Origin of the sequence: Bacillus sp. 7_6_55CFAA_CT2 (assembly GCF_000238655.1) — a bacterium.
Lineage (GTDB): Bacteria > Bacillota > Bacilli > Bacillales > Bacillaceae_G > Bacillus_A > Bacillus_A cereus.
Genome location: NZ_JH414710.1, coordinates 308,585 through 328,485 on the forward strand (window position 1 = coordinate 308,585; position 19,901 = coordinate 328,485).

Genomic DNA, 19,901 nt, shown 5'->3' on the forward strand with positions numbered 1-19,901 from the left:
AACAGTGTTATAATGGTGACAAGTTAATAATTCGGTAGGAGATTTGGAGAGACCACAACGCGCTATAGAGGCGAAATCTATAGCGGAGTTTGTGGTCTCTTTTTTCGTTATCAAAGGGAGGAATTACCATGAAATTTTCAAGTAAACAACGTAAAGACGTATTAAACGGAGTAAATAAACAAGAGTTAGATGTGATCGTAATTGGTGGAGGTATTACTGGTTCTGGTATTGCATTAGATGGAGCAACACGCGGGTTATCAACAATTGTGTTTGAAATGCAGGACTTTGCAGCAGGTACATCAAGTCGTTCAACGAAGCTTGTACACGGTGGTCTACGTTATTTAAAACAACTTGAAGTGAAAATGGTAGCAGAGGTGGGTAAAGAGCGTGCGATCGTATATGAGAACGGTCCCCATGTAACAACACCAGAGTGGATGTTACTTCCGTTCCATACAGGTGGTACGTTCGGATCATTTAGTACATCAATTGGTCTTCGTGTATACGACTTCTTAGCAGGTGTAAAACGAAGCGAGCGCAGAAAGATGTTTAACCGTGAAGAAACATTAAACAAAGAGCCTCTTGTAAAAAAAGAAGGATTAAAAGGCGGCGGTTACTACGTAGAATATCGTACAGATGATGCGCGTCTTACAATTGAAGTAATGAAAGAAGCAATTGAGCACGGCGCAAAAGCTGTTAACTACGCAAAAGTAGACAGTTTCTTATATAAAGATGGAAAAGTATGCGGTGTACGTGTAATCGATTTACTAGACGGTGAAGTATATGAAGTTTACGGTAAGAAAATTGTAAACGCAGCTGGCCCTTGGGTAGATACACTTCGTGAAAAAGATAACTCGAAAAAAGGAAAAGTACTTCAGTTATCAAAAGGTGTTCACTTAGTAATTGACCAAAAACGTTTCCCATTAGGTCAAGCGATTTACTTCGATACACCAGATAAACGTATGGTGTTCGCGATTCCTCGCGGCGGAAAAACTTATGTAGGTACAACAGATACGTTCTACGATAAAGACGCAGCTGTACCACAAATGACAACTGAAGATCGCACCTACATCATTAATGCGATTAACTACATGTTCCCAAGCGTGAAAATTACAGAGAAAGACATTGAATCAAGCTGGGCTGGTGTACGTCCGTTAATTTATGAAGAAGGTAAGAGTGCATCTGAAATTTCTCGTAAAGATGAAATTTGGACTTCTGAATCTGGTTTAATTACAATCGCAGGTGGTAAATTAACAGGATACCGCAAAATGGCTGAAATGGTAGTAGACTACGTAACGAACTTACTACAAAAAGAAGGTCATAGCGCATATCCGAAGAGCGACACGAAACATATGCCAATCTCTGGTGGACATGTAGATGGTTCACACGGATTCCCAGCATTCGTTGCGAAAAAAGCTGGCGAAGGTACGAAATATGGTTTAACAACAGCACAAGCAGAAGAATTCGCGAAATTCTACGGTTCTAACGTTGACGTACTATTTGACCTAGCGAAAAAACATAAAGACGAAGCGAAAGAATACAACATGCCGCTTGACGTTCTAATCCCACTTGTATACGCAATGGATTATGAAATGACAGCAAAACCAGTTGACTTCTTCGTACGCCGCAGAGGCGCTGTATTCTTCAACATCCACTGGGTATACGAGTGGAAAGAAGCAGTAATCAACTACATGGCTGCGAAACTAGGCTGGAGCAAAGAAGAACAAATGAAATATACAGCAGAACTAGAAAAAGCACTAACAGACGCTGTTATTCCTGTAGATCAACAAGAACAGGCAGCTGCGTTAGCATAAAATAGAGAACCACCTGAAGGGGAGCCTTTAGGTGGTTCTTTTTTTATGGAATATTCTTCTAACTATATTGCATAACGACATATGTTGTTATACGATGTATATAAGGTGGTGGTATTGTTGGACAAAGAAATCTTGAAGGGAAGTATAGATATTTTATTACTTTCTATCATTGCAAAACGTGATACATATGGATATGAAATAGCTCAAAGTTTAAAGGATGCAAGTGAAGATTTGTATAGTATGGGGCAGGGAACTTTGTATCCTGCTTTAAAGAGATTAGAGAAAAAGGAGTTTCTTGAATCTTATTGGAATGAATCTGAGAATGGGATGAAAAGGAAATTCTATACTATTACAGATAAAGGGAAAAAAGAATTGCAGAAGAAAGTGAATTCTTGGGAGAGTGTAACAGCATTAATTCAAGCTTGTCAGAAAGGAGTTATTTATGAGTGAATTTGATGAGTATATTAAGTCTATTTTAGCCTATTCAGAACTTAGTGATATTGAACAGGATGAGTTATTTCTAGAAATGTATGATCACTTGAACAGCTTGAAAGAAGAATATATGGAACAAGGTATGAATGAAAAAGAAGCGATTTATAAAGCGATTCAAAGTTTTGGAGAATCAAAAGTTATTGGCGTAGAGATTAATAAATCGGTATACGAAGTTCCTAGACCATTAAAGGTATTATCAAAAATTTTATGTATTCCTTATATAATCATTTGTTTTATTGTCTTTTTAGGAACGTTTATTTCAACTTCTACATTTGACTCTGTTCGCAGTTTGACAGGTGGGACTGTCTATCATCCCATTGAATTTTGGCAGCAATTTTTACATATATCTGATTTAGAAACGTTATTACAACTTTTTGGAATAACACTTTGGCAAGTTAAAGATTTTATTGCACATCCAGGTCCTTGGGGAAACTCAACTTATTGGTTAAGTGTTTTACAACATATAATATTAGTAGTTCCATTTGGATTTTTCGTTCCAGTGCTGATTAATAAAGTGACTAACTATAAGAAAGCTCGTAAGTGGTATGTTATGACCTTTCTTGTTTGGGAGATATTACATTTACTAACTTTGTCTGATGTTTTTGATGTGTGGCGGATTGCTATAAATATGCTCGGTGCGTCGGTAGGATATCTTTTATTTATAAGCATGATACAAATAGATAATAAATTTAGGATAATGCGCAAGAAGATATTTGAAAATTAGCTTGCTATTCTGTAGTTTAAATTATACAAATTTAGTTTGATGGTAATAGAGTATTGCTGAAAACATAGGTGCTATATAGTGAGAGGATTTTTTATATTCGTAATAGGTGTTGTTCCTTGTTTACTCATTGTTATGAAGCGGGTACATAATCCGTCTTTATTGGTGCTATAAATGATGAGAGCGGCACAGCTGAACTTGAAAAAGTCTAGCTGCGTTAGCGTAAAATAGAGAACTACCTGAAGGGGAGCCCTTTAGGTAGTTTTTCTCTTGACTAAAAATAAATAAAATGTGTTACAATAATGATAGAGTATGTAGTGTGAATTTTGCATAAAATAAAAAAGACAGAAGCCTGAGAAACTTCTGCCTTGTGTAACCTAACTTGCTATTGTGGTGGTAGTAGGTGCGGTTATAAGACAATTACATTAACGTTTTAGCCGAGAACCGCCCTTACCTTTTCCACGAAGCAGGGTGGTTCTCGCTTTTTTGTATACAGAAATTAGCCACGGACCAACGTATCTTCTACCGATGACAACGCCAGCTCCGGTTAGGATACCATACACTAATTTAATTATAAACATCGCGATTATATTATCACCTCCCCCCTTTTTTCAAAATGGAAGAGATGATTGCCACACCTACTAGTTATAGCTTATTAAGTTACGTATTCATTGTATTATGTTTTAAAATAGGGAACAAGATATATGGATGAAAATTCCTGTTTTTAAGCAGAACATTAGTGTCAGGGGACAAGAAGTAAATAAATATTTATAAAAAAACGGTATGGACATTACCATCCGTATTTTTTTATGTATTTATAAAACTTTTCCATACAGTGCGTCGTCTAATATATGGGAAGGAGGAAATGATGTGGATGAATTAACGATAGAAGCGTTTGAAATAGAAGATAAGGAGGACCTTATCGACGAAATAATGAACAAGTATGGACAAGAAGTCCTGCAGCTTGTGTATTCGTATGTGAATAATAAAGAGGTTGCGGAGGATGTAACGCAAGATATATTCGTGAAATGCTATAAATCTCTTCATACATATAAAGGGAATTCGAATGTGAAAACATGGTTATGGAGAATTGCAATCAATCAATGTAAGGACTATATAAAAAGTTGGTATAACAAAAAAGTTATCGTGACAGAGGATGACTTTACGTATATGGAGAGTCAAAAAGAAAGTGTCGAACAAACAGTTATTCAAAATGCTGAGGATAGTAGGTTGGCTTCTGCGGTAATGAATTTACCGATAAAATATCGAGAAGTCATTTATCTATTTTATTATGAGGAATTATCAATTAAAGAGATTGCTACAGTAATAGAAGTAAAGGAAAACACGATAAAAACGAGACTGAAAAAAGCGAAGGAGCTTTTGAAGGAAGGATTGGAGGAATAATCGAATGGAAGGTCGATTAAAAGGCTTGCGAAAATCAATGGAGAACACAACGTTTAAACATTTGAGTTTTTCTGATCGGCACCAAAAGCGGGTGCACGAAAAAATCAATCAATCGTCCGAAAAGGAAGAAGACATCCTTTTAGCAGTGTTGCAACTTCTTATGAATGAAAAAACAGGTTATGAATTGATGCAGTTACTGCGGGGGAGAGGAATTCAAAAATTCGAAGGTGATGAAGGATCTCTATACACTTTATTGCATCGTCTAGAACAGAATCGCTTTATCCAATCTAGCTGGGATCATGCGGGAGCTAAATATTATCAATTAAATGATAAAGGAAACAAGATGCTGCGAAAGGCAGAGAAGAATGCTACGAAGGCACGATTTATATTAAAAGGATTAGTACAGGAGTGAGAAAAAATTGAGCAAAAAAGGGGAGCGTTTTTTAAAAGAAGTTACGAACCATATTAAATCAAAAGAAGCAAAGGACTTGGTGGCAACAGAACTAGACTTTCACTTGAAACAGACGAAGAATATGTGGATAGAGAAAGGCTTAAGTGAGGAAGTTGCTGAAGATAAGGCTGTTGAACAAATGGGAAGTCCAATTAAGCTTGGCCAGGAACTTAATAAACTACATAAGCCAAAGGTTGATTGGTTCTTAATTGGTTTATTAGTGGCTGCGATGGGGCTAGGATTTTTGCCAGTTATAGCGCTTGGACATGCTGACTTATTAATGAATAAGGTGATATTTGTAATTCTCGGTGTTACAACAGCGATTGGGATGATGCTATTTGATTATCGGAAGTTAGAGAGACTCGGTTGGCTGTTTTATACAATTGGTGTACTTATCTTGTTAATGATAAAGTGTTTTCCGACTGCTTTTTTGAATGGTGAGCCATTAATGAAAATTGGTTCCATCATAATTGACTGTCTAATGACAATACCATTCTTCCTTCTAGCCTGGGCTTCTTTTTTCAATAACAGTAGATTAAAGTTTATACATCTTCTCATGTTGTATTTATTTTCTTTATATTTATTTCTAACTACATCAACTCTTTTACCACTGTTCATCTATATCACGATGGTATTTGTTATGCTTTGGTGGAGTAAGCTAGGAAAGAAAACGGCCTGGCTCATTACAATGTTACCGATTTGTTTCTTTATTATTAGGGATTTATTTTCCTGGTCTGCCGTAAAAGAATACCGGATAGCTAGAATTTTAGGGTTTTTAAACCCAGCGCATGATCAATGGTATTTACGTTTAAAAGAGGCAATGGCATCGGCAGGTTGGTTTGGTACATATGGAAATATAAAGTCTATCCCTGCTACTCATACTGATTTTGTATTTGCAAGTTTGACTTACTATTATGGATATGTGCTTGCGCTAGTTCTTGTCTTGATTTTGTCTCTTTTTGCAGTAAGAATAATGAATATAGCTTATAAAATAAATGATGGTTATGGTAAATTACTCCTCGTTGGTGGAGTAACTCTTTTTGTATTCCATTTCGTTTATAACGTTGGCATGATTCTTGGGATATTACCACGTGTCTCTATATCATTACCCTTTATTAGTTACGGCTTGATACCAACTCTATTTCACGCATTTATAATGGGAATCGTGCTAAGTGTATATCGACGTAAAGATATTCCTTTTAGAATGAGAAAAACACCTTGATGATCATCAAGGTGTTTTCATTATAAGCTCAAAACTCTCCGAATCAGCCCCAAGCACAAAAGGACTAACCTCGCCAACACTATAAAGGTGCAATTCATGCATCGCTCGCGTACAAGCAGTGTAGAACAATCTATGTACGCTCTTATCGCTGTACACATCTTTAGAAGCATTGTAAATAATAACAGCATCAAATTCAATACCTTTCGCTAAGTAAGCAGGGATTACGACAATGCCTTGCTCATACTCGGCTGAGTTACTCTTCACGAGTTTAATATTATCGATATGATTAAGTGCTTCGTATGCAGCTGCGCTTTCAGCTGCAGATTTACATATAATTGCGATCGTATTGTGCTGCTCTTTTTGTAGTTCAGCAACTTTGGCAGTAATACGTTCGTGCAGTTCGCTCTCATTCGCTACTTTCGTCACTGTAGGTTTCTCGCCGTCACGTTCAAAGGCGTGAATGTTCTTGCCTTCCGGTACGAGAGCACGTGTAAATTCAATAATCGGTTTTGTTGAGCGGTAGCTACGAGTTAAGTTAATGCCGTTTGTTTCGTCTGGACCGTATAAATTTGTAAGTGTATCGAAATTAACCGTTTCACTCGCATGAGCAAATATCGCTTGGTTAAAGTCTCCGAGTACCGTCATTCTTGCGGCAGGGAAGAGACGTTTTAAAAACTCGAACTGAAATGGAGAATAATCTTGCGCTTCGTCTACGAGTACGTGTTTAATCGATCTGTTCGTTTGGAAGCCTTCAATTAATTCTTTTAAAAGTAAGAATGGAGTCGCATCCTCGTAATATAGTTTTCCTTCATCAAGCATGTTTACTGTTAAGGAGCAAATGTCATCCCACTCTTTCGGTTTTTTCTCAGTAACCCATGATGCATCTGTGAAGAGTTGTTTATATATGCCTGTGAAATTGATAAAGCGTAATGTTTGAACACCTTTACGAAGGGGCTTCAATTTTTTACGGACAATCATACGTCCAAGTACTCTCGTTTCTTTTTCAAAATCATTAAAGGAGTTGTCGTCAAACTCTCCTTTTTTCTGCAAATATTTATAAGCTTTTTGGTATTCATCTTTACTAAGTAATTCAATTTCTTCTTCTACCCAAGGCTTTTTCAGTTCTGCTTTTTCAAGTGCATCTATTTGCTTATTTAGCCAATCCGTTAACTTCTCAATTCGACTATGGAAGCGGAGGGAGGAGTCGGTATTGTAAAATTGTTCTGTAATTTCTTTCGCAGAAACAATCAGTTTTCCTCTAAATTTCATTCCTCTAAATAGCATGCCTGAAGATTCAAGAGATTGTCTGTACGCTCTAATCATCTCGAAAAATTGAGTGGATGCTTTAAATCGGATGCTCGCATTTCTCGTTTTATAGGTAGGGCTATTCGTTTCAGTTAACATATATTCTAATTGCTCATAAGGATCTTCAACTTCAAATGACTTACTTAGTCTATGATTCAAATATTCTTGGAATGTAACTTGCTGCATATTTTCTTCACCAAGTTCAGGTAGTACGTTAGAAACGTAGCTATTGAACATAGAGTTAGGAGAGAAGAGAATAATTTGATCTGCTTTTAGCCATTCGCGATATTTATATAGTAAGTAGGCGATTCGCTGCAGAGCAGCTGATGTTTTACCGCTACCAGCAGCTCCTTGAACGATAAGGAATCGGCCTTCATCGTGGCGGATAATTTCATTTTGCTCGCGCTGAATCGTAGCAACGATGCTCTGCATATGTTTGTTCGTACCTTTTCCAAGCGCTTGTTGCAAGATTTCATCACCAATTGTGAGGCTCGTATCGAACATAGAATCAATCTCGCCATTTTGAATAATGTATTGTAATTTTTTCTCCACATTACCGTGGATTACGCCGCCTGGTGTACTGTATTCAGCAGGTCCTGGTGGATAATCATAGTACACACTCGAAATAGGTGCGCGCCAGTCATATATAAGGAAGTTTTCTCCGCTTGCATCAGTAAGTGTAGCGACGCCGATATAAATTTGATCCGCGGCAGATTCTCCTTCTTCTTTGAAATCAATTCGTCCGAAATAAGGTGCTTTATGCATACGTCTTAATGCGGCAAGTCGATTAAAGGTGTGCTTATGGGTAATTTGTGTGACAGCTAGTGACTGAGCTTGTTGTCTTAAGTTGATAACTGTTTCAAGATAATCATCGAAAGTATCAGTATTCACTTTCACATCATCCCAAAAGTGTTTACGAATATTGATTACTTCTGCTCGGCGTCTGCCAGTTTCGTTTTCCAGTTTATCAATTTGCTCCGTAATTGTTTCAATTACGGTATCCAATCTTTTTTGCTCTAGATCAAGTTTTTTGTTCATACGGTAAGCACTCCTTTAAAAGTGAAAAATAGAGGTTGACTGAAGATGTATTTTGGTGTACAATTAAGATACGGATAAATACGTTCCTTTTGTTTTGGGAAACGTGTTTCTGTTCTAATTTAACATAGTTTTTTCATTTAATCAATGATAATAAGATAAACCTTGGTTCTACGTGGCGTGGATCAAGGTTTTTTTGTGTTTGAAGAGGGAGTCACGCTTGTTGTCGTTTTTTGTCGGTAAGTCGATATATTTCGAAAATCGCTGATATAATTGGAGTTGCGCTGATATAGTTTGAAAATCGCCGATATAATTGGAGTTGCGGTCGATATATTTGAAAAATCGCCGATATAATTTCATTTACCGAATCTAGATATAACTACCGGGAGAAGAGGAGATAAAAAAAAGCTCGGGCCGAAGCCCAAGCTTTTTTTACTTCATTATTTCTTTTCGTCTTTCTTAGCGTCAGCTTTTTTCTCTTCGAAAAGATCTTTTAAATCTTTATCGTCAACTTTTACGTCAGCTTTTTTGATTTCTTTCATCATAAGATCGTTCATAAATTGAGCATCTTGTGTTTTTTCTTGAACTAGTGATTTTTTAATATCAGTTTTTGCTTTATCGAAATTTGCATCTGCGTGATTATCAGTTACTTTGATGATATGGTAACCGAATTGTGTTTTTACAGGTTCGCTTACTTCACCTTTTTTCAACTTTTGAGCTGCTTCTTCAAATTCTTTTACCATTTTCCCTGGTCCGAAGAATCCTAAGTCGCCACCTTTTTCTTTTGAGCCTGTATCTTCAGAGTATTGTTTTGCTAATTCTTCGAAAGATTTACCTTGAGCAAGTTCATCTTTCACCTTTTTAGCAGTTTCTTCATCTTTTACAAGGATATGACTTGCTTTAATTTCTTTTTTATAATCCTCGAATTTTGCTTTTACATCTTTATCAGTAATCGATTGTTCAACCGCTTTTTCTTGAGCTAATTGAGCACGCACACCAGTTTTTATCGTTTCTTCTTTAATACCTTGTTGTTTTAATAGTGTATCGAATTGATCACCGTATTGTTTTTTCATTTCATCGAACTTTTTGTCTACATCTTTGTCTTCAACTTTGTAGTTTTTAATAAGTACTTTTTCCATAACCATGTTGTTTAGTACTTGTTTACCAGCTTGTGTCTTCATTTGATCGTAGAATTCTTCTTTTGTAATGTCACCAGCTTTAGATGTAACAATTTTGTCTGATGATGATGTTCCACATGCTGATAATGCGATTACACTTGTTGCGGCTAAGGCAAGCATAGCTTTCTTCATTCAATAAACACTCCTACTATTATGTATTTTTAATTTATCCTACACCAATGAATTTTGATTCATAAGAGCCCGATTAAGTCTCACTGATACTTTTGCTTTTTTATATTGGTAAAGCGCGCTTAACAGGGCTTACCGTGGCTGAGGATAAAGTTTTGATGAATGTTTTGTTCTATAGTATAAGCAATATGTACAAAATTTAATATATCATATTTCGAACCGTTTTCATATTGATAAAGAAAAATTAACCAGCACGTGTCAGATTTTGAAAGTGTGCCATATTGGGCGCATGCCGCATATACAGAATAGAGGAGGGGATGGGGATGAATTCTCAACTTATTTTATTACTTGTACTGTTTATTTTATTGGTTATTGTAGGTATAATTTGCTTATAGAGGAAAAAAGTGAGGAAGGGGCTTTCCTTCCTCACTTTCCATGAAATATAATTTCTATATAACTAGAAATTAATAAAATTGTTATACATACATTAATAACCCGAAAGACACCGGGCTGGCGGCTCGCAGCTATTTGTTTTCGTTCACACAGTGTATGTGTCATGAAATTCGTGTAAAATATAACAAGAAGTGCGAATGCGACAAAAACAACTGTTATAAGTGTCATGAGGCGAGACCTCCTTTTGGCTAAAATACATATACATATATTGTATCACACGATATTTTGTTCGTGTTACAAAATTCAGAAATAGAAGACTTTGTGTTAGAAAGTGAGGGAGAAAATGGACGTTGTTAGAAGATTAGAACAAGCTGAATACTATGTAGACTTATTATTTAAAATGATTGATGAAGAGAAGTGTCCATTTTATTCTTTGATCATAAAGAAAAAAGCTCGTAAAAAAGATATTGAACGTATACTAAATCTTTGTGAAAAACTGAACGAGCAATATGTAGTGGAGAAAGCAGAAGGGCTTCTTTTGTTCGATGCGCTGTTAGATCAATTTGAAAAAGCGCTTCCACATCAGCTCGAAGTACACGAAACTGCGGAAGCGCTAGCAAAACAAGGTTTATTTAAGCCGCTTATGAATGAATTCTTAAGCATGATTGCGAAAAAATAAAGAGATTATTTCTTAACTAACTTTTGATCGGATTCTGTAAAGTTCTCTTCAATATCTTCTAATGATTTCTCAAAAATATCGATAAAGTCTTGTCCGTAAATGTTACGCAGGATTGCAATCAGTTCGATATTTTCTGGGAACTTCCCATAAAAATTACGAAGTGCAAGAGCCCCATTAAACACTGAATTATTTTCAGGGTCATACTCTTCCATTAAGCGAAGTAGTAATTCTTCCCCTTTGTCTGTAATTTCAATGTACGTATTTCGTTTATCATCTTCCTTTTTCGAGAATACAAGATAGCCGCGTTCTTCCAGCTTTTTCGAGAAGTTAAACGCTGTTGATACGTGCATAACTCCAAACTTAGCAATCTCAGAAATAGAAGCCCCTTTTAAATGATAAGCGATTGTTAAAATATGATGTTCATTAATATTTAAATCGTAAGGTTTAATCCACTGCTGCCAATCTTTCTCTACACATTTCCATAACGCTTTCGATAATTGAGCAATGCGTTGGCTGAAAATCATCGCTTCTTTTACCGAGTAATCTTTTTCTCCACTTTTCATTTACTCACCCACTTTAACATTCTTTTTTCATTACTATCTATTATGCCAGTAAAATAAAAATTAATAAAGTCTTTTTGTGAGAATTGTGAAAATTTTTCGGAAAAATGACATTCTATACAAATCATGCATAACTATGGAAGCGTTTTATGAGTCGTGAATACATACGTTGTCCTTACATGTTAAGTGATAACATATATTGTAAATGCATAAAAACACGGCATATCTATACGATATGCCGTGTCAAGGTCAATTTATATAAAAAATATTTGTTATATGCAAAAAACTAAGCAGGAATTTGTTTACGCTTTTTCTGGAACAGCTTCTTGTAGTTTCTCAATTGACTTTTGGATGTCCAAAATTTCTTTCTCAATATGGCGCTTGTTTTGAGAAATATCTTGCTTCCAGTTAGAAAGCGTGTCTTGCATGTCATCTTTTAATTCTTGAAACACTTCTTTACCTTCTGAAGCAGTTTCAACAATTTGACGCTTTAATAATTTCGTATCAGCTGTAATATCAGCTAAAGTCTTTTTAATATCATTTCCTTTTTCTTTTAACTTGCCGCGCATGTCTTTACCAGAAGAAGGAGTTGAGAAAAGAACAGCTAGTCCAGCAACTGCTCCGCCGCAAATAACACCTGTAATAAAGGATTTAGCTTTTGACATAAAAGGAGACCTCCTTATTTTTTGTTCGTATTCATGATGGGAAAAATATGCATATCTTTCTTATATGTGCTATGCACAAACAATCATCCCTGAGCATTTTAAGTAAAGAAACAAGCCATGCGGAATTTGATGACTTCAGGGAAGTGGCTTGTTATGTATTACGCCTTCTTATAGTGTCATTATTTCACACTATTTGCAATTGTACTTGCGATGTTTTGTAAATTTTCCATAGTGTATTCATTTTGATGTGATTTCCAAACAGCACCGAAACCATCTTTTTCACCGTAGCGTGGAATTAAATGAAGGTGGAAGTGGAACACAGTTTGTCCAGCTTTTTCACCGTTATTGTTAAGTAGGTTAAAGCCAACTGGATTAAACTCTGCTTTAATCGCATTTGCGATTTTTGGAACGACAGAAAAAATGTGTGATGCGATTTCTGGCGTTAACGCAAAAATGTCTTGTTTGTGAACTTTTGGAATAACAAGAGTATGTCCTTTTGTTACTTGACTAATATCTAAAAATGCAAGCACATGTTCATCTTCGTATACTTTTGAGCAAGGGATTTGCCCGTCAATGATTTTACAAAAAATACAATTGTCTGCTGTATGATTCATTGATCTCATCCTTTCAAATATCCTTAGCCGTATTTTACCATAATTACATAAGAGAACAAACACGAAAAACAGGAAGCTGACTCAGCTTCCTGTTTTCTGAAGAGGGATTGAAAAAGCATTATCGTAATTTACGTTTCGCAGACACCTCATTTATTTAAGAAATGCACGGTAAATCGGCTAAAGTTTCTGCCGTAGACACCCCATTTTCAAGTGAAATGAATTGCAATCTTTTTTAAAATGAAATTGTTTATTTTTTAAAACAGTATATGCTCTTTCAGAGACACCCCGTTTCGAAAATGAAACAAATGATCTGGTTATGTGTAAATTTCATTGTCCAACTTGGACACCCCATTTCATGATGACTTCACTATGTTGTTGTACTCATCAATTGGTGGTTGCTTTTTCAATGTGTTCCTTCTTCAATAATTATGATGTCCGCTTTCGGAAAAATATATGCTAATAAATTTAAAAATTTTTTTGAGTACATGGATACTATGTAGTACAGCATAATTTTTGGTAAGATGAATATAGAATGAATACTAATGAAGAAAGTGGTGTCGTATGAGCGAGTTATTGCGTGTAGAAAATGTTACAGGAGGATATACGAAACGACCTGTATTAAAAGACGTTTCGTTCTCTGTTAATAAAGGCGAACTTGTCGGCTTAATCGGTTTAAATGGAGCTGGTAAAAGTACGACGATTAAACATATTATCGGTTTAATGGAACCGAAAAAAGGAACTGTCACAATTAATGGGAAAACAATTCGTGATGATATGACAGCGTACCGTTCTAGCTTTTCATTCATTCCGGAAACGCCAGTATTATATGATGAATTAACGTTAGAAGAGCATTTGAAATTAACAGCTATGGCGTATGGCGTTGATGAAAAACAATATGAAGAACGTGTAGGACAACTACTACAAGAGTTTCGTATGAAAAATCGTTTAAAATGGTTTCCATCTCATTTCTCAAAAGGAATGAAACAAAAAGTAATGATTATGAGTGCATTTTTAGTGGAGCCATCTCTTTACATAGTAGATGAACCTTTCGTTGGATTAGATCCGTTAGCGATTCAATCCCTTCTTCAAATGATGGACCAAATGAAAAAGAGTGGTGCCGGTATTTTAATGAGCACACATATTTTAGCGACGGCAGAGCGTTATTGTGATTCGTTCATTATTTTGCATCAAGGTGAAGTAAGAGCGAAGGGAACGCTATCTGAACTGCAATCACAGTTTAATATGCCAGGTGCAACGTTAGATGATATTTACATCGCGCTAACAAAGGAAGAAGATTATGAATAGCACAGCGTTATGGAAAGAACGATTTCGTCACTTTCTAAAAGAAGTTCGTACATATAGTAAATACGTATTTAATGATCATTTGAAATTTATTTTCGTGTTCATCATCGGTGCGGGAGCGTATTATTACCAGCAATGGTTACAAACGTTAACACCTTCGTTTCCAACTGCGCTCGCAATGGCAGTATTAATTGGACTCGTGTTAACGGCTGGATCCATTCAAACGTTATTAAAAGAAGCGGATCTCGTTTACTTACTGCCAGTTGAAGAAAAGTTAAAACCTTACTTCACAAAGGCATTTCTTTTTACATTTATGATTCAGTTATACATAATCGCAATCGTAGCAGCTGCGCTTGCTCCGTTATACTTCCAACAAATGAAGCAAACAGGAGCTGGCTACATATGGATCGTACTCGCATTTGTCATTGTAAAAGCGTGGAATTTATTTGTAGCGTGGGAAAAGTCATTTTTAACAGATCAAAATATACAAAGGGCTGATTGGTTTATTCGTTTTATCCTAAACGGTTTATTTGTATATTTCCTTGTAGAACGTACTTCAGTTCTTTTCATTGGTGGAATCGTCCTTCTCATGGTGTTATACCTTGCTATCATGCATCAAATGGTCAAAGGAAAGCCACTAAACTGGGAGTATTTAATTTCCGAAGAAGGTAAGAAGATGATGCTACTGTACCGCATTGCGAACATGTTCGTTGATGTACCAGCATTAAAAGAAAGAGTAGCCCGCAGAAAATGGCTAGATTTCATTCTGTCGATGATAGGCGAAAAGCGTACATATTTATACTTATATACGAGAACGTTTTTAAGATCTGGTAATTATTTTGGATTATATGTGCGTCTGCTCGCTCTTGGCGGAGTAATTCTTTACTTCATTCCATTTTTATATGGACGATTTATCGTAAGCCTTATCTTCCTATACTTAATCGGTTATCAGCTATTAACTTTATGGAAACATCATCGCATGAAAATTTGGCTTGATTTGTATCCAGTAGGGGGAGAAGAGAAGAAGAAAGATTTTCTTGCTTTATTAAACGCGATTCTAATCATCGGAAGCGTAATCTTTACAGTTATATTTGCACTAGCAACGAAAGATTTCATGATGACAGGAATTTTACTTATCGTAAGCATATTATTTAGTATCGGTTTCGTTTACCAATACGGGGCGAAGCGCATTGAGCGTTTAAATTGAAAGGAATGAACCTATGATTACATACGAAGAGAAGGTTATAAAAGAATTGGAGCAGTGGAAAGCTACATTTATGAAAGATTCTTCTATGATGACACGGTTCTCCAAAAAAGTGCAGACGAAGGTGCAACAGCTCATTCCAGCGAAAGTACAAAAGGTACTAACAGAGACGATTCGTATGATGGTGCAAACGATTAGCGCCGGGTCAAACTTTATAAAGCCGAAGCTAAAAGAGACGACATGGTCACTGCAAAGACGTGACGATGAAGTTCGTAAAAAAATGGATGAGTACAAAAAAATAGCAGCGGCAGAAGGAGCAGGGACTGGAGCTGGTGGTATTCTCCTCGGTCTTGCTGACTTTCCGCTTTTACTTACAATTAAAATTAAATTTTTATTCGATGCAGCGACATTGTACGGATTTGATACGAGTAAACAAGAAGAGCGTCTTTTTATCCTTCACGTTTTCCAACTTGCCTTTTCAAGTGACGATCACAGAAAAGAAATATGGAAAGCAATCGAAACGTGGGATACAGAAAAAGAAAATCATATGGACTGGGAAAAGTTCCAAACAGAGTACCGAGACTATATTGATTTAGCGAAAATGCTTCAGCTCGTACCAGTAATCGGTGCCCCAGTCGGCGCATATGCGAACTATCAATTACTGCAAAGGCTTGGAGAAGTGACGATGAATTGTTATCGTATGCGATTGCTGAATAGAGATTAAAAACAAGGCGTCCTACATGTGTAACGTAGGACGCCTTTTCTTAGAAGCTAAGTCCGATATAGCTAATTCCAGCTATAATCAATACGATAAAAAGTACAATGATTAATGAAAATCCGCTCTTACCAGCTTGTCCCGCTTCACCGCCGCCATTACCACCACTACCGCCATTACCACCAAGTCCCATATGATATCCTCCTTATTCTTATATGTTGCTTTTACTTTATAACTTTCTGTATTTTCCAATAAATACCTTCTGTAGTGCTAACCAAATTGAAAATCATTTCGTTTTGTTTTATAATTTACTTACCGAACGGTAAGTAAAAATAAGTGAGGTACAGTATGACGAAGAATTTACAAACATCGCAAAACATTGTAGAGGCTTCATTTAAACTTATAGCAGAACACGGCATTGAGAAGATGAGTCTTTCCATGATTGCGAAAGAGGTAGGTATTTCAAAACCGGCTATTTATTATCATTTTTCTTCTAAAGAAGCGTTAATCGATTTTTTATTTGAAGAAATTTTCTCTGGATATCATTTCGTGAGTTATTTCGATAAAGAGCAATATACGAAAGAAAACTTTGCAGAAAAGTTAATTGCTGATGGTTTACATATGCTCTCTGAATATGAAGGGCAAGAAGGGATATTACGCGTTATCAATGAATTTATCGTAACTGCATCGCGAAATGAAAAGTATCAGAAACGCTTATTTGAAATACAAGAAGATTTCTTAAATGGTTTCCACGATTTATTGAAGAAAGGCGCAAGACTTGACGTAGTGTCACAACATGAAACGGAAGAAAATGCTCATACGCTAGCACTCGTGATTGATAATATGAGCAACTATATGCTCATGGGATTCCAGTTAAAGTATAAAGAAATTTGGATTCGAAATGTGAAAAACGTCATGAAGGAGGAGTAAAGATGAAAATGCAAAAAAACTGGTGGCTCGGTTTTCTTGGATTTATTGGGGTTTATAAAATACCAGGTATGATTGAAGCTTTTCAAGCGGATGGAAATTGGATGAAGTTAATCGGTTTCATTTGGCTACTTTGGTTCGGATATTTTATTCCTGAGAAGAAAGAAGATTGAATTTCAATTTTCTGTAAAGTTACGTAAAATATAGATTGAGAGTATTCATATATTAGATTACTAGATTTGGAGTGGTTACATGGATCCATTGAAAAATGAAATTCACCCTGACATGGTCAAGGTGTGGAAAGCGCGTTCTTTAATTGAGCTAGGAATCAGTATTATAGTCATTTTGGCATATCTTTTCTTTATGATTAAGTTTAATTGGTGGGCTTGGATTTTCTATGTGCTCATCGGATTAACAATTGTATATACACCGTTTGATTACTTTACGTTTCCGAAACTACGTCAACGTTATTACAGCTACCAACTAAATGAAGAAGAACTTGAAATTCAGCATGGTCTTTTCGTCGTAAAGCGCGTATTAGTACCGATGATTCGTGTGCAGCACGTTACGATTGAACAAGGGCCAATTATGAGAAAATACGGATTAGCAGAATTACACATTTCAACAGCAGCAACTTCTCATAGCATCCCAGGTTTAACGATGTATGAAGCTGAAATGTTGAAAACGAAAATCGCAGAATTAGCGAAAGTGAGTGATGAGGATGTATAAGAGGCAGCATCCAATCACGATGTTACTAGAATTAAAAATAACAGATTTTATACCACTCATTATTTTTCTTTTTAGCTTAAGGGGAAAGTTTCCATTTTGGTATTTAGTTCCTATTGGTTTTGCGTTGATCACAATTATTTCAGCTATCGTAGGCTGGTATTACAAAGTATACTGGGTCGAAAATAACGTATTACATGTGAAACAAGGTCTCTTTGTGAAAAAGGAGAGCTACTTAAATAAAGAACGTGTTCAAACAATTAATACAAGTTCTAACGTACTATACCAAATGCTCGGTTTGAAAAAAATTCAGATTGAAACAGCTGGCGGGGGCGATGAAGCAGAAGTTAGCTTAGCTGGAATTACGGTAGAAGAGGCGACGGAGCTTATTACTTTGCTAAATGAGCCAACTCCAGAAGTGAAAGCAGAAAAAACGTTAGACGAAGCAGCAGAAAATACAGTAGAAAAAGCAATTGTTACAGAGGAAAAACAAACGACAGAGTACAAGTTAACGTGGAAAGAGATTTTAATAGCGTCTGTTACATCTGGTCAATTTGGAGTATTGTTCTCTTTAATCTTTTTCGTTTATCACCAAGTAGATGAGTATATTCCGAAATGGATAAAAAATAGTGTGACGTCATATGTAATGGACCACGATATATATGGCTGGATTTACATGGTAGCTATTTTACTTGTCGTTTCTTGGATGATATCTACAATTGGCTACGCGTTAAAACACGGTAACTTCACAGTGAATCGAAAAAATGATGAAGTCCGTATTTCGCAAGGGTTACTGGAGAGAAAAGAACTCGTACTAAAATTGCACCGCATTCAAGGGATTACGATAAAAGAAGGCATTTTACGCCAACCGTTCGGTTATTGTGCTGTGCAAGTAGAAGTCATTCAAAGTGAAGGGAAAGAAGAAAAAGTTACACTGCATCCTATCATTCGAAAAGATCGAGTGCAACAATTACTCGCGCATTTACAATTACCATACGAACTGAATGCAAGTATTACTTCGTTACCAAAAGCAGCATTGCGCCGCTATCTCATTGATAGTTTTATCTTTTTTGCTATGCTCGCAATCCCGCTTACTGGAATAAGCATATACTTTGAAAAGTATTACATCATGTGGGCATTACTACCGCTCGCAATCCTTATCTTTACACTTGGCTACGCAACATTTAAAACAAATGGCTACAGTGTTAACGGAGAACAAATTACACTTGTCTATCGTAGCGTCGGAAAATATACAGGACTTATTAGAAGAAGACACGTCCAATCAATGGAGAAGACACAATCATATTTCCAGCGCCGTGCGGATTTATGTACGTATAAGTTTTCGAGTGCATCATCTAGTTATAAAATAGAGCATACGAGAGTAGAAGATGCGGAGAGAATGCAGGATTGGTATAAGAAGAAAATAAATGAGATGTAACTTGAGAAAGCTTGCCTATTATGAAAGGCAGGCTTTTTTGTTATAGGGAAAAGAGTCGTTTAATCCATATATTAGTACAACTACAGCACACATGTATCAATACGTATGAAAAAAGGTAATATGCTTCTGTTTTAGGAAAATATGTGGGATTTTTGATATAAATGGTATAATAAAATGGAAATAGTATTAGGAGGTTATATATGATAAGTCAGTTGAAAAGAGAAGCACTTGATGCATTAAAAGGAAGATGGGGACTAGCGGTAGGGGCAACCTTATTAATTGGAATCCTTATTGGAGCTGTTGAAATGCTAACAACAGGTATTTTCTCGATATTTTGGGGTTGGGAAGAAGCAAGTGATTCACTTACAGTAAGTATTATAGTAATGCTTGTTATTGGTCCATTAACAATAGGTGCCTATTATCTTGTTTTAAATGCAATTCGTGGGACTGATGCTCGCATTGGTCATATATTTAGATGGTTTAGCGATGGAAGTAAGTTGATGAAGTCGTTTTTAACATATTTACTAATTTATGTATACTTGACTCTATGGACATTACTTCTTATTATTCCAGGTATTATTAAATCATTTTCTTATTCTATGACATATTTTATTTTGAATGATCATCCAGAATATACAGCGAATCAAGCGATTACTGAGAGTCGTCATATGATGAATGGACATAAAATGGATTACTTTTTACTATGCTTAAGTTTCTTAGGTTGGTTCATTTTAAGTATTCTTACTGTAGGAATCGGTTTCTTATGGTTAGCACCTTATTTCTACGCGACATCAGCCGCATTTTATGAAGAGATTTCAAAAGAATATTATAAAAAAGAAGGCACTACTTTCTAATAAAACATATAAACTATCTACCCTAAAGAATGTAGGGAGCAGATAGCAGATGGTTTAGGTGTTTTGATATTTGTCC

The 19,901-nt window shown here is 36.0% G+C and carries 23 protein-coding genes; 15 read left to right on the top strand and 8 right to left on the bottom strand.

Going from position 1 to position 19,901, the window contains the following annotated elements:
• Positions 1-128 precede the first annotated feature (128 nt).
• The 3 genes from glpD (at position 129) to HMPREF1014_RS17250 (ending at position 3,027) form a co-directional block, all read left to right on the top strand.
• Entirely contained in the window at positions 129-1,811 is a 1,683-nt protein-coding gene (gene glpD, locus HMPREF1014_RS17240) for an aerobic glycerol-3-phosphate dehydrogenase (protein WP_000672831.1), read from the top strand.
• Between the two features lie 117 nt (positions 1,812-1,928).
• Positions 1,929-2,261: a PadR family transcriptional regulator gene (locus HMPREF1014_RS17245; protein ID WP_000356630.1), complete on the top strand. Its 333-nt coding sequence runs from the start codon at positions 1,929-1,931 to the stop codon at positions 2,259-2,261.
• A complete protein-coding gene (locus tag HMPREF1014_RS17250; protein ID WP_001288383.1) occupies positions 2,254-3,027 on the top strand; it encodes a VanZ family protein in 774 nt (257 codons plus the stop codon). The genes HMPREF1014_RS17245 and HMPREF1014_RS17250 overlap by 8 nt, the downstream gene beginning before the upstream one ends.
• Before the next feature lie 422 nt (positions 3,028-3,449).
• Here the strand turns inward: HMPREF1014_RS17250 and HMPREF1014_RS31900 are convergent, their stop codons facing one another.
• Complete coding sequence (locus HMPREF1014_RS31900; protein WP_172107503.1) at positions 3,450-3,587, bottom strand: hypothetical protein; 138 nt, start codon at positions 3,585-3,587, stop codon at positions 3,450-3,452.
• A 307-nt stretch (positions 3,588-3,894) separates the two neighbouring features.
• On the opposite strand from HMPREF1014_RS31900, the gene HMPREF1014_RS17260 reads away from it, so the two are divergent.
• The 3 genes from HMPREF1014_RS17260 to HMPREF1014_RS17270 are packed head-to-tail and all read left to right on the top strand — an operon-like array spanning position 3,895 to position 6,101.
• Positions 3,895-4,428, top strand: coding sequence for a sigma-70 family RNA polymerase sigma factor (locus HMPREF1014_RS17260; protein ID WP_000344007.1), 534 nt, complete (start codon positions 3,895-3,897; stop codon positions 4,426-4,428).
• Between the two features lie 4 nt (positions 4,429-4,432).
• Complete coding sequence (locus tag HMPREF1014_RS17265) at positions 4,433-4,840, top strand: PadR family transcriptional regulator (RefSeq protein WP_000399088.1); 408 nt, start codon at positions 4,433-4,435, stop codon at positions 4,838-4,840.
• 7 nt (positions 4,841-4,847) lie between these two features.
• On the top strand, positions 4,848-6,101 hold the full coding sequence (locus HMPREF1014_RS17270; RefSeq protein WP_000037418.1) for an FtsW/RodA/SpoVE family cell cycle protein: 1,254 nt from the start codon (positions 4,848-4,850) through the stop codon (positions 6,099-6,101).
• A gap of 6 nt (positions 6,102-6,107) precedes the next feature.
• On the opposite strand, the gene helD is transcribed toward HMPREF1014_RS17270, so the two are convergent.
• From helD to HMPREF1014_RS17290, 3 genes are all read right to left on the bottom strand, one after another.
• The gene (helD, locus tag HMPREF1014_RS17275; protein WP_001035429.1) at positions 6,108-8,444 is read right to left on the bottom strand and encodes an RNA polymerase recycling motor HelD; all 2,337 of its coding nucleotides are present in this window, start codon (positions 8,442-8,444) and stop codon (positions 6,108-6,110) included.
• Positions 8,445-8,881: 437 nt separating this feature from the next.
• The gene (prsA, locus tag HMPREF1014_RS17280; protein ID WP_000710060.1) at positions 8,882-9,751 is read right to left on the bottom strand and encodes a peptidylprolyl isomerase PrsA; all 870 of its coding nucleotides are present in this window, start codon (positions 9,749-9,751) and stop codon (positions 8,882-8,884) included.
• 423 nt (positions 9,752-10,174) lie between these two features.
• The gene (locus tag HMPREF1014_RS17290) at positions 10,175-10,369 is read right to left on the bottom strand and encodes a hypothetical protein (protein ID WP_000172690.1); all 195 of its coding nucleotides are present in this window, start codon (positions 10,367-10,369) and stop codon (positions 10,175-10,177) included.
• Between the two features lie 115 nt (positions 10,370-10,484).
• Here HMPREF1014_RS17290 and HMPREF1014_RS17295 point away from each other — a divergent pair, with 115 nt between their 5' ends.
• The gene (locus HMPREF1014_RS17295; RefSeq protein ID WP_000383655.1) at positions 10,485-10,820 is read left to right on the top strand and encodes a DUF1878 family protein; all 336 of its coding nucleotides are present in this window, start codon (positions 10,485-10,487) and stop codon (positions 10,818-10,820) included.
• 5 nt (positions 10,821-10,825) lie between these two features.
• Here the strand turns inward: HMPREF1014_RS17295 and HMPREF1014_RS17300 are convergent, their stop codons facing one another.
• The 3 genes from HMPREF1014_RS17300 to HMPREF1014_RS17310 all read right to left on the bottom strand — a co-directional run bounded on the left by HMPREF1014_RS17300 (position 10,826) and on the right by HMPREF1014_RS17310 (position 12,659).
• Positions 10,826-11,383 carry an HTH-type transcriptional regulator Hpr gene (locus HMPREF1014_RS17300; RefSeq protein WP_000834924.1) on the bottom strand — a complete coding sequence of 186 codons (558 nt, stop codon included), beginning with the start codon at positions 11,381-11,383 and terminating at the stop codon, positions 10,826-10,828.
• Between the two features lie 299 nt (positions 11,384-11,682).
• Entirely contained in the window at positions 11,683-12,045 is a 363-nt protein-coding gene (locus HMPREF1014_RS17305) for a YtxH domain-containing protein (protein ID WP_000030302.1), read from the bottom strand.
• 179 nt (positions 12,046-12,224) lie between these two features.
• The gene (locus HMPREF1014_RS17310) at positions 12,225-12,659 is read right to left on the bottom strand and encodes an HIT family protein (RefSeq protein ID WP_001016835.1); all 435 of its coding nucleotides are present in this window, start codon (positions 12,657-12,659) and stop codon (positions 12,225-12,227) included.
• Between the two features lie 561 nt (positions 12,660-13,220).
• On the opposite strand from HMPREF1014_RS17310, the gene ecsA reads away from it, so the two are divergent.
• From ecsA to ecsC, 3 genes are read left to right on the top strand one after another with little or no spacing between them, the layout of a single operon-like run.
• Complete coding sequence (ecsA, locus tag HMPREF1014_RS17315; protein ID WP_001292603.1) at positions 13,221-13,964, top strand: ABC transporter ATP-binding protein EcsA; 744 nt, start codon at positions 13,221-13,223, stop codon at positions 13,962-13,964.
• Complete coding sequence (gene ecsB / locus HMPREF1014_RS17320) at positions 13,957-15,168, top strand: ABC transporter permease EcsB (RefSeq protein ID WP_001089106.1); 1,212 nt, start codon at positions 13,957-13,959, stop codon at positions 15,166-15,168. Before ecsA ends, ecsB begins: the two co-directional genes overlap by 8 nt.
• Before the next feature lie 13 nt (positions 15,169-15,181).
• Positions 15,182-15,889 (top strand): ecs operon protein EcsC, encoded by a 708-nt coding sequence (gene ecsC, locus HMPREF1014_RS17325; RefSeq protein ID WP_000634142.1) that lies wholly within the window; start codon positions 15,182-15,184, stop codon positions 15,887-15,889.
• 40 nt (positions 15,890-15,929) lie between these two features.
• Here ecsC and HMPREF1014_RS30380 read toward each other — a convergent pair whose 3' ends face one another.
• Complete coding sequence (locus HMPREF1014_RS30380) at positions 15,930-16,073, bottom strand: YjcZ family sporulation protein (protein WP_000522758.1); 144 nt, start codon at positions 16,071-16,073, stop codon at positions 15,930-15,932.
• Between the two features lie 155 nt (positions 16,074-16,228).
• On the opposite strand from HMPREF1014_RS30380, the gene HMPREF1014_RS17330 reads away from it, so the two are divergent.
• From HMPREF1014_RS17330 to HMPREF1014_RS17350, 5 genes are all read left to right on the top strand, one after another.
• Positions 16,229-16,810, top strand: a complete 582-nt coding sequence (locus HMPREF1014_RS17330; protein WP_000164826.1) for a TetR/AcrR family transcriptional regulator — start codon at positions 16,229-16,231, stop codon at positions 16,808-16,810.
• Positions 16,811-16,812: 2 nt separating this feature from the next.
• On the top strand, positions 16,813-16,980 hold the full coding sequence (locus tag HMPREF1014_RS31660) for a hypothetical protein (protein ID WP_000783813.1): 168 nt from the start codon (positions 16,813-16,815) through the stop codon (positions 16,978-16,980).
• Positions 16,981-17,059: 79 nt separating this feature from the next.
• Complete coding sequence (locus HMPREF1014_RS17340) at positions 17,060-17,536, top strand: PH domain-containing protein (protein WP_000371346.1); 477 nt, start codon at positions 17,060-17,062, stop codon at positions 17,534-17,536.
• On the top strand, positions 17,529-18,971 hold the full coding sequence (locus tag HMPREF1014_RS17345; RefSeq protein WP_000278202.1) for a PH domain-containing protein: 1,443 nt from the start codon (positions 17,529-17,531) through the stop codon (positions 18,969-18,971). The genes HMPREF1014_RS17340 and HMPREF1014_RS17345 overlap by 8 nt, the downstream gene beginning before the upstream one ends.
• 200 nt (positions 18,972-19,171) lie before the next feature.
• Positions 19,172-19,825 carry a DUF975 family protein gene (locus tag HMPREF1014_RS17350; protein ID WP_000625398.1) on the top strand — a complete coding sequence of 218 codons (654 nt, stop codon included), beginning with the start codon at positions 19,172-19,174 and terminating at the stop codon, positions 19,823-19,825.
• Positions 19,826-19,901: the final 76 nt, after the last annotated feature.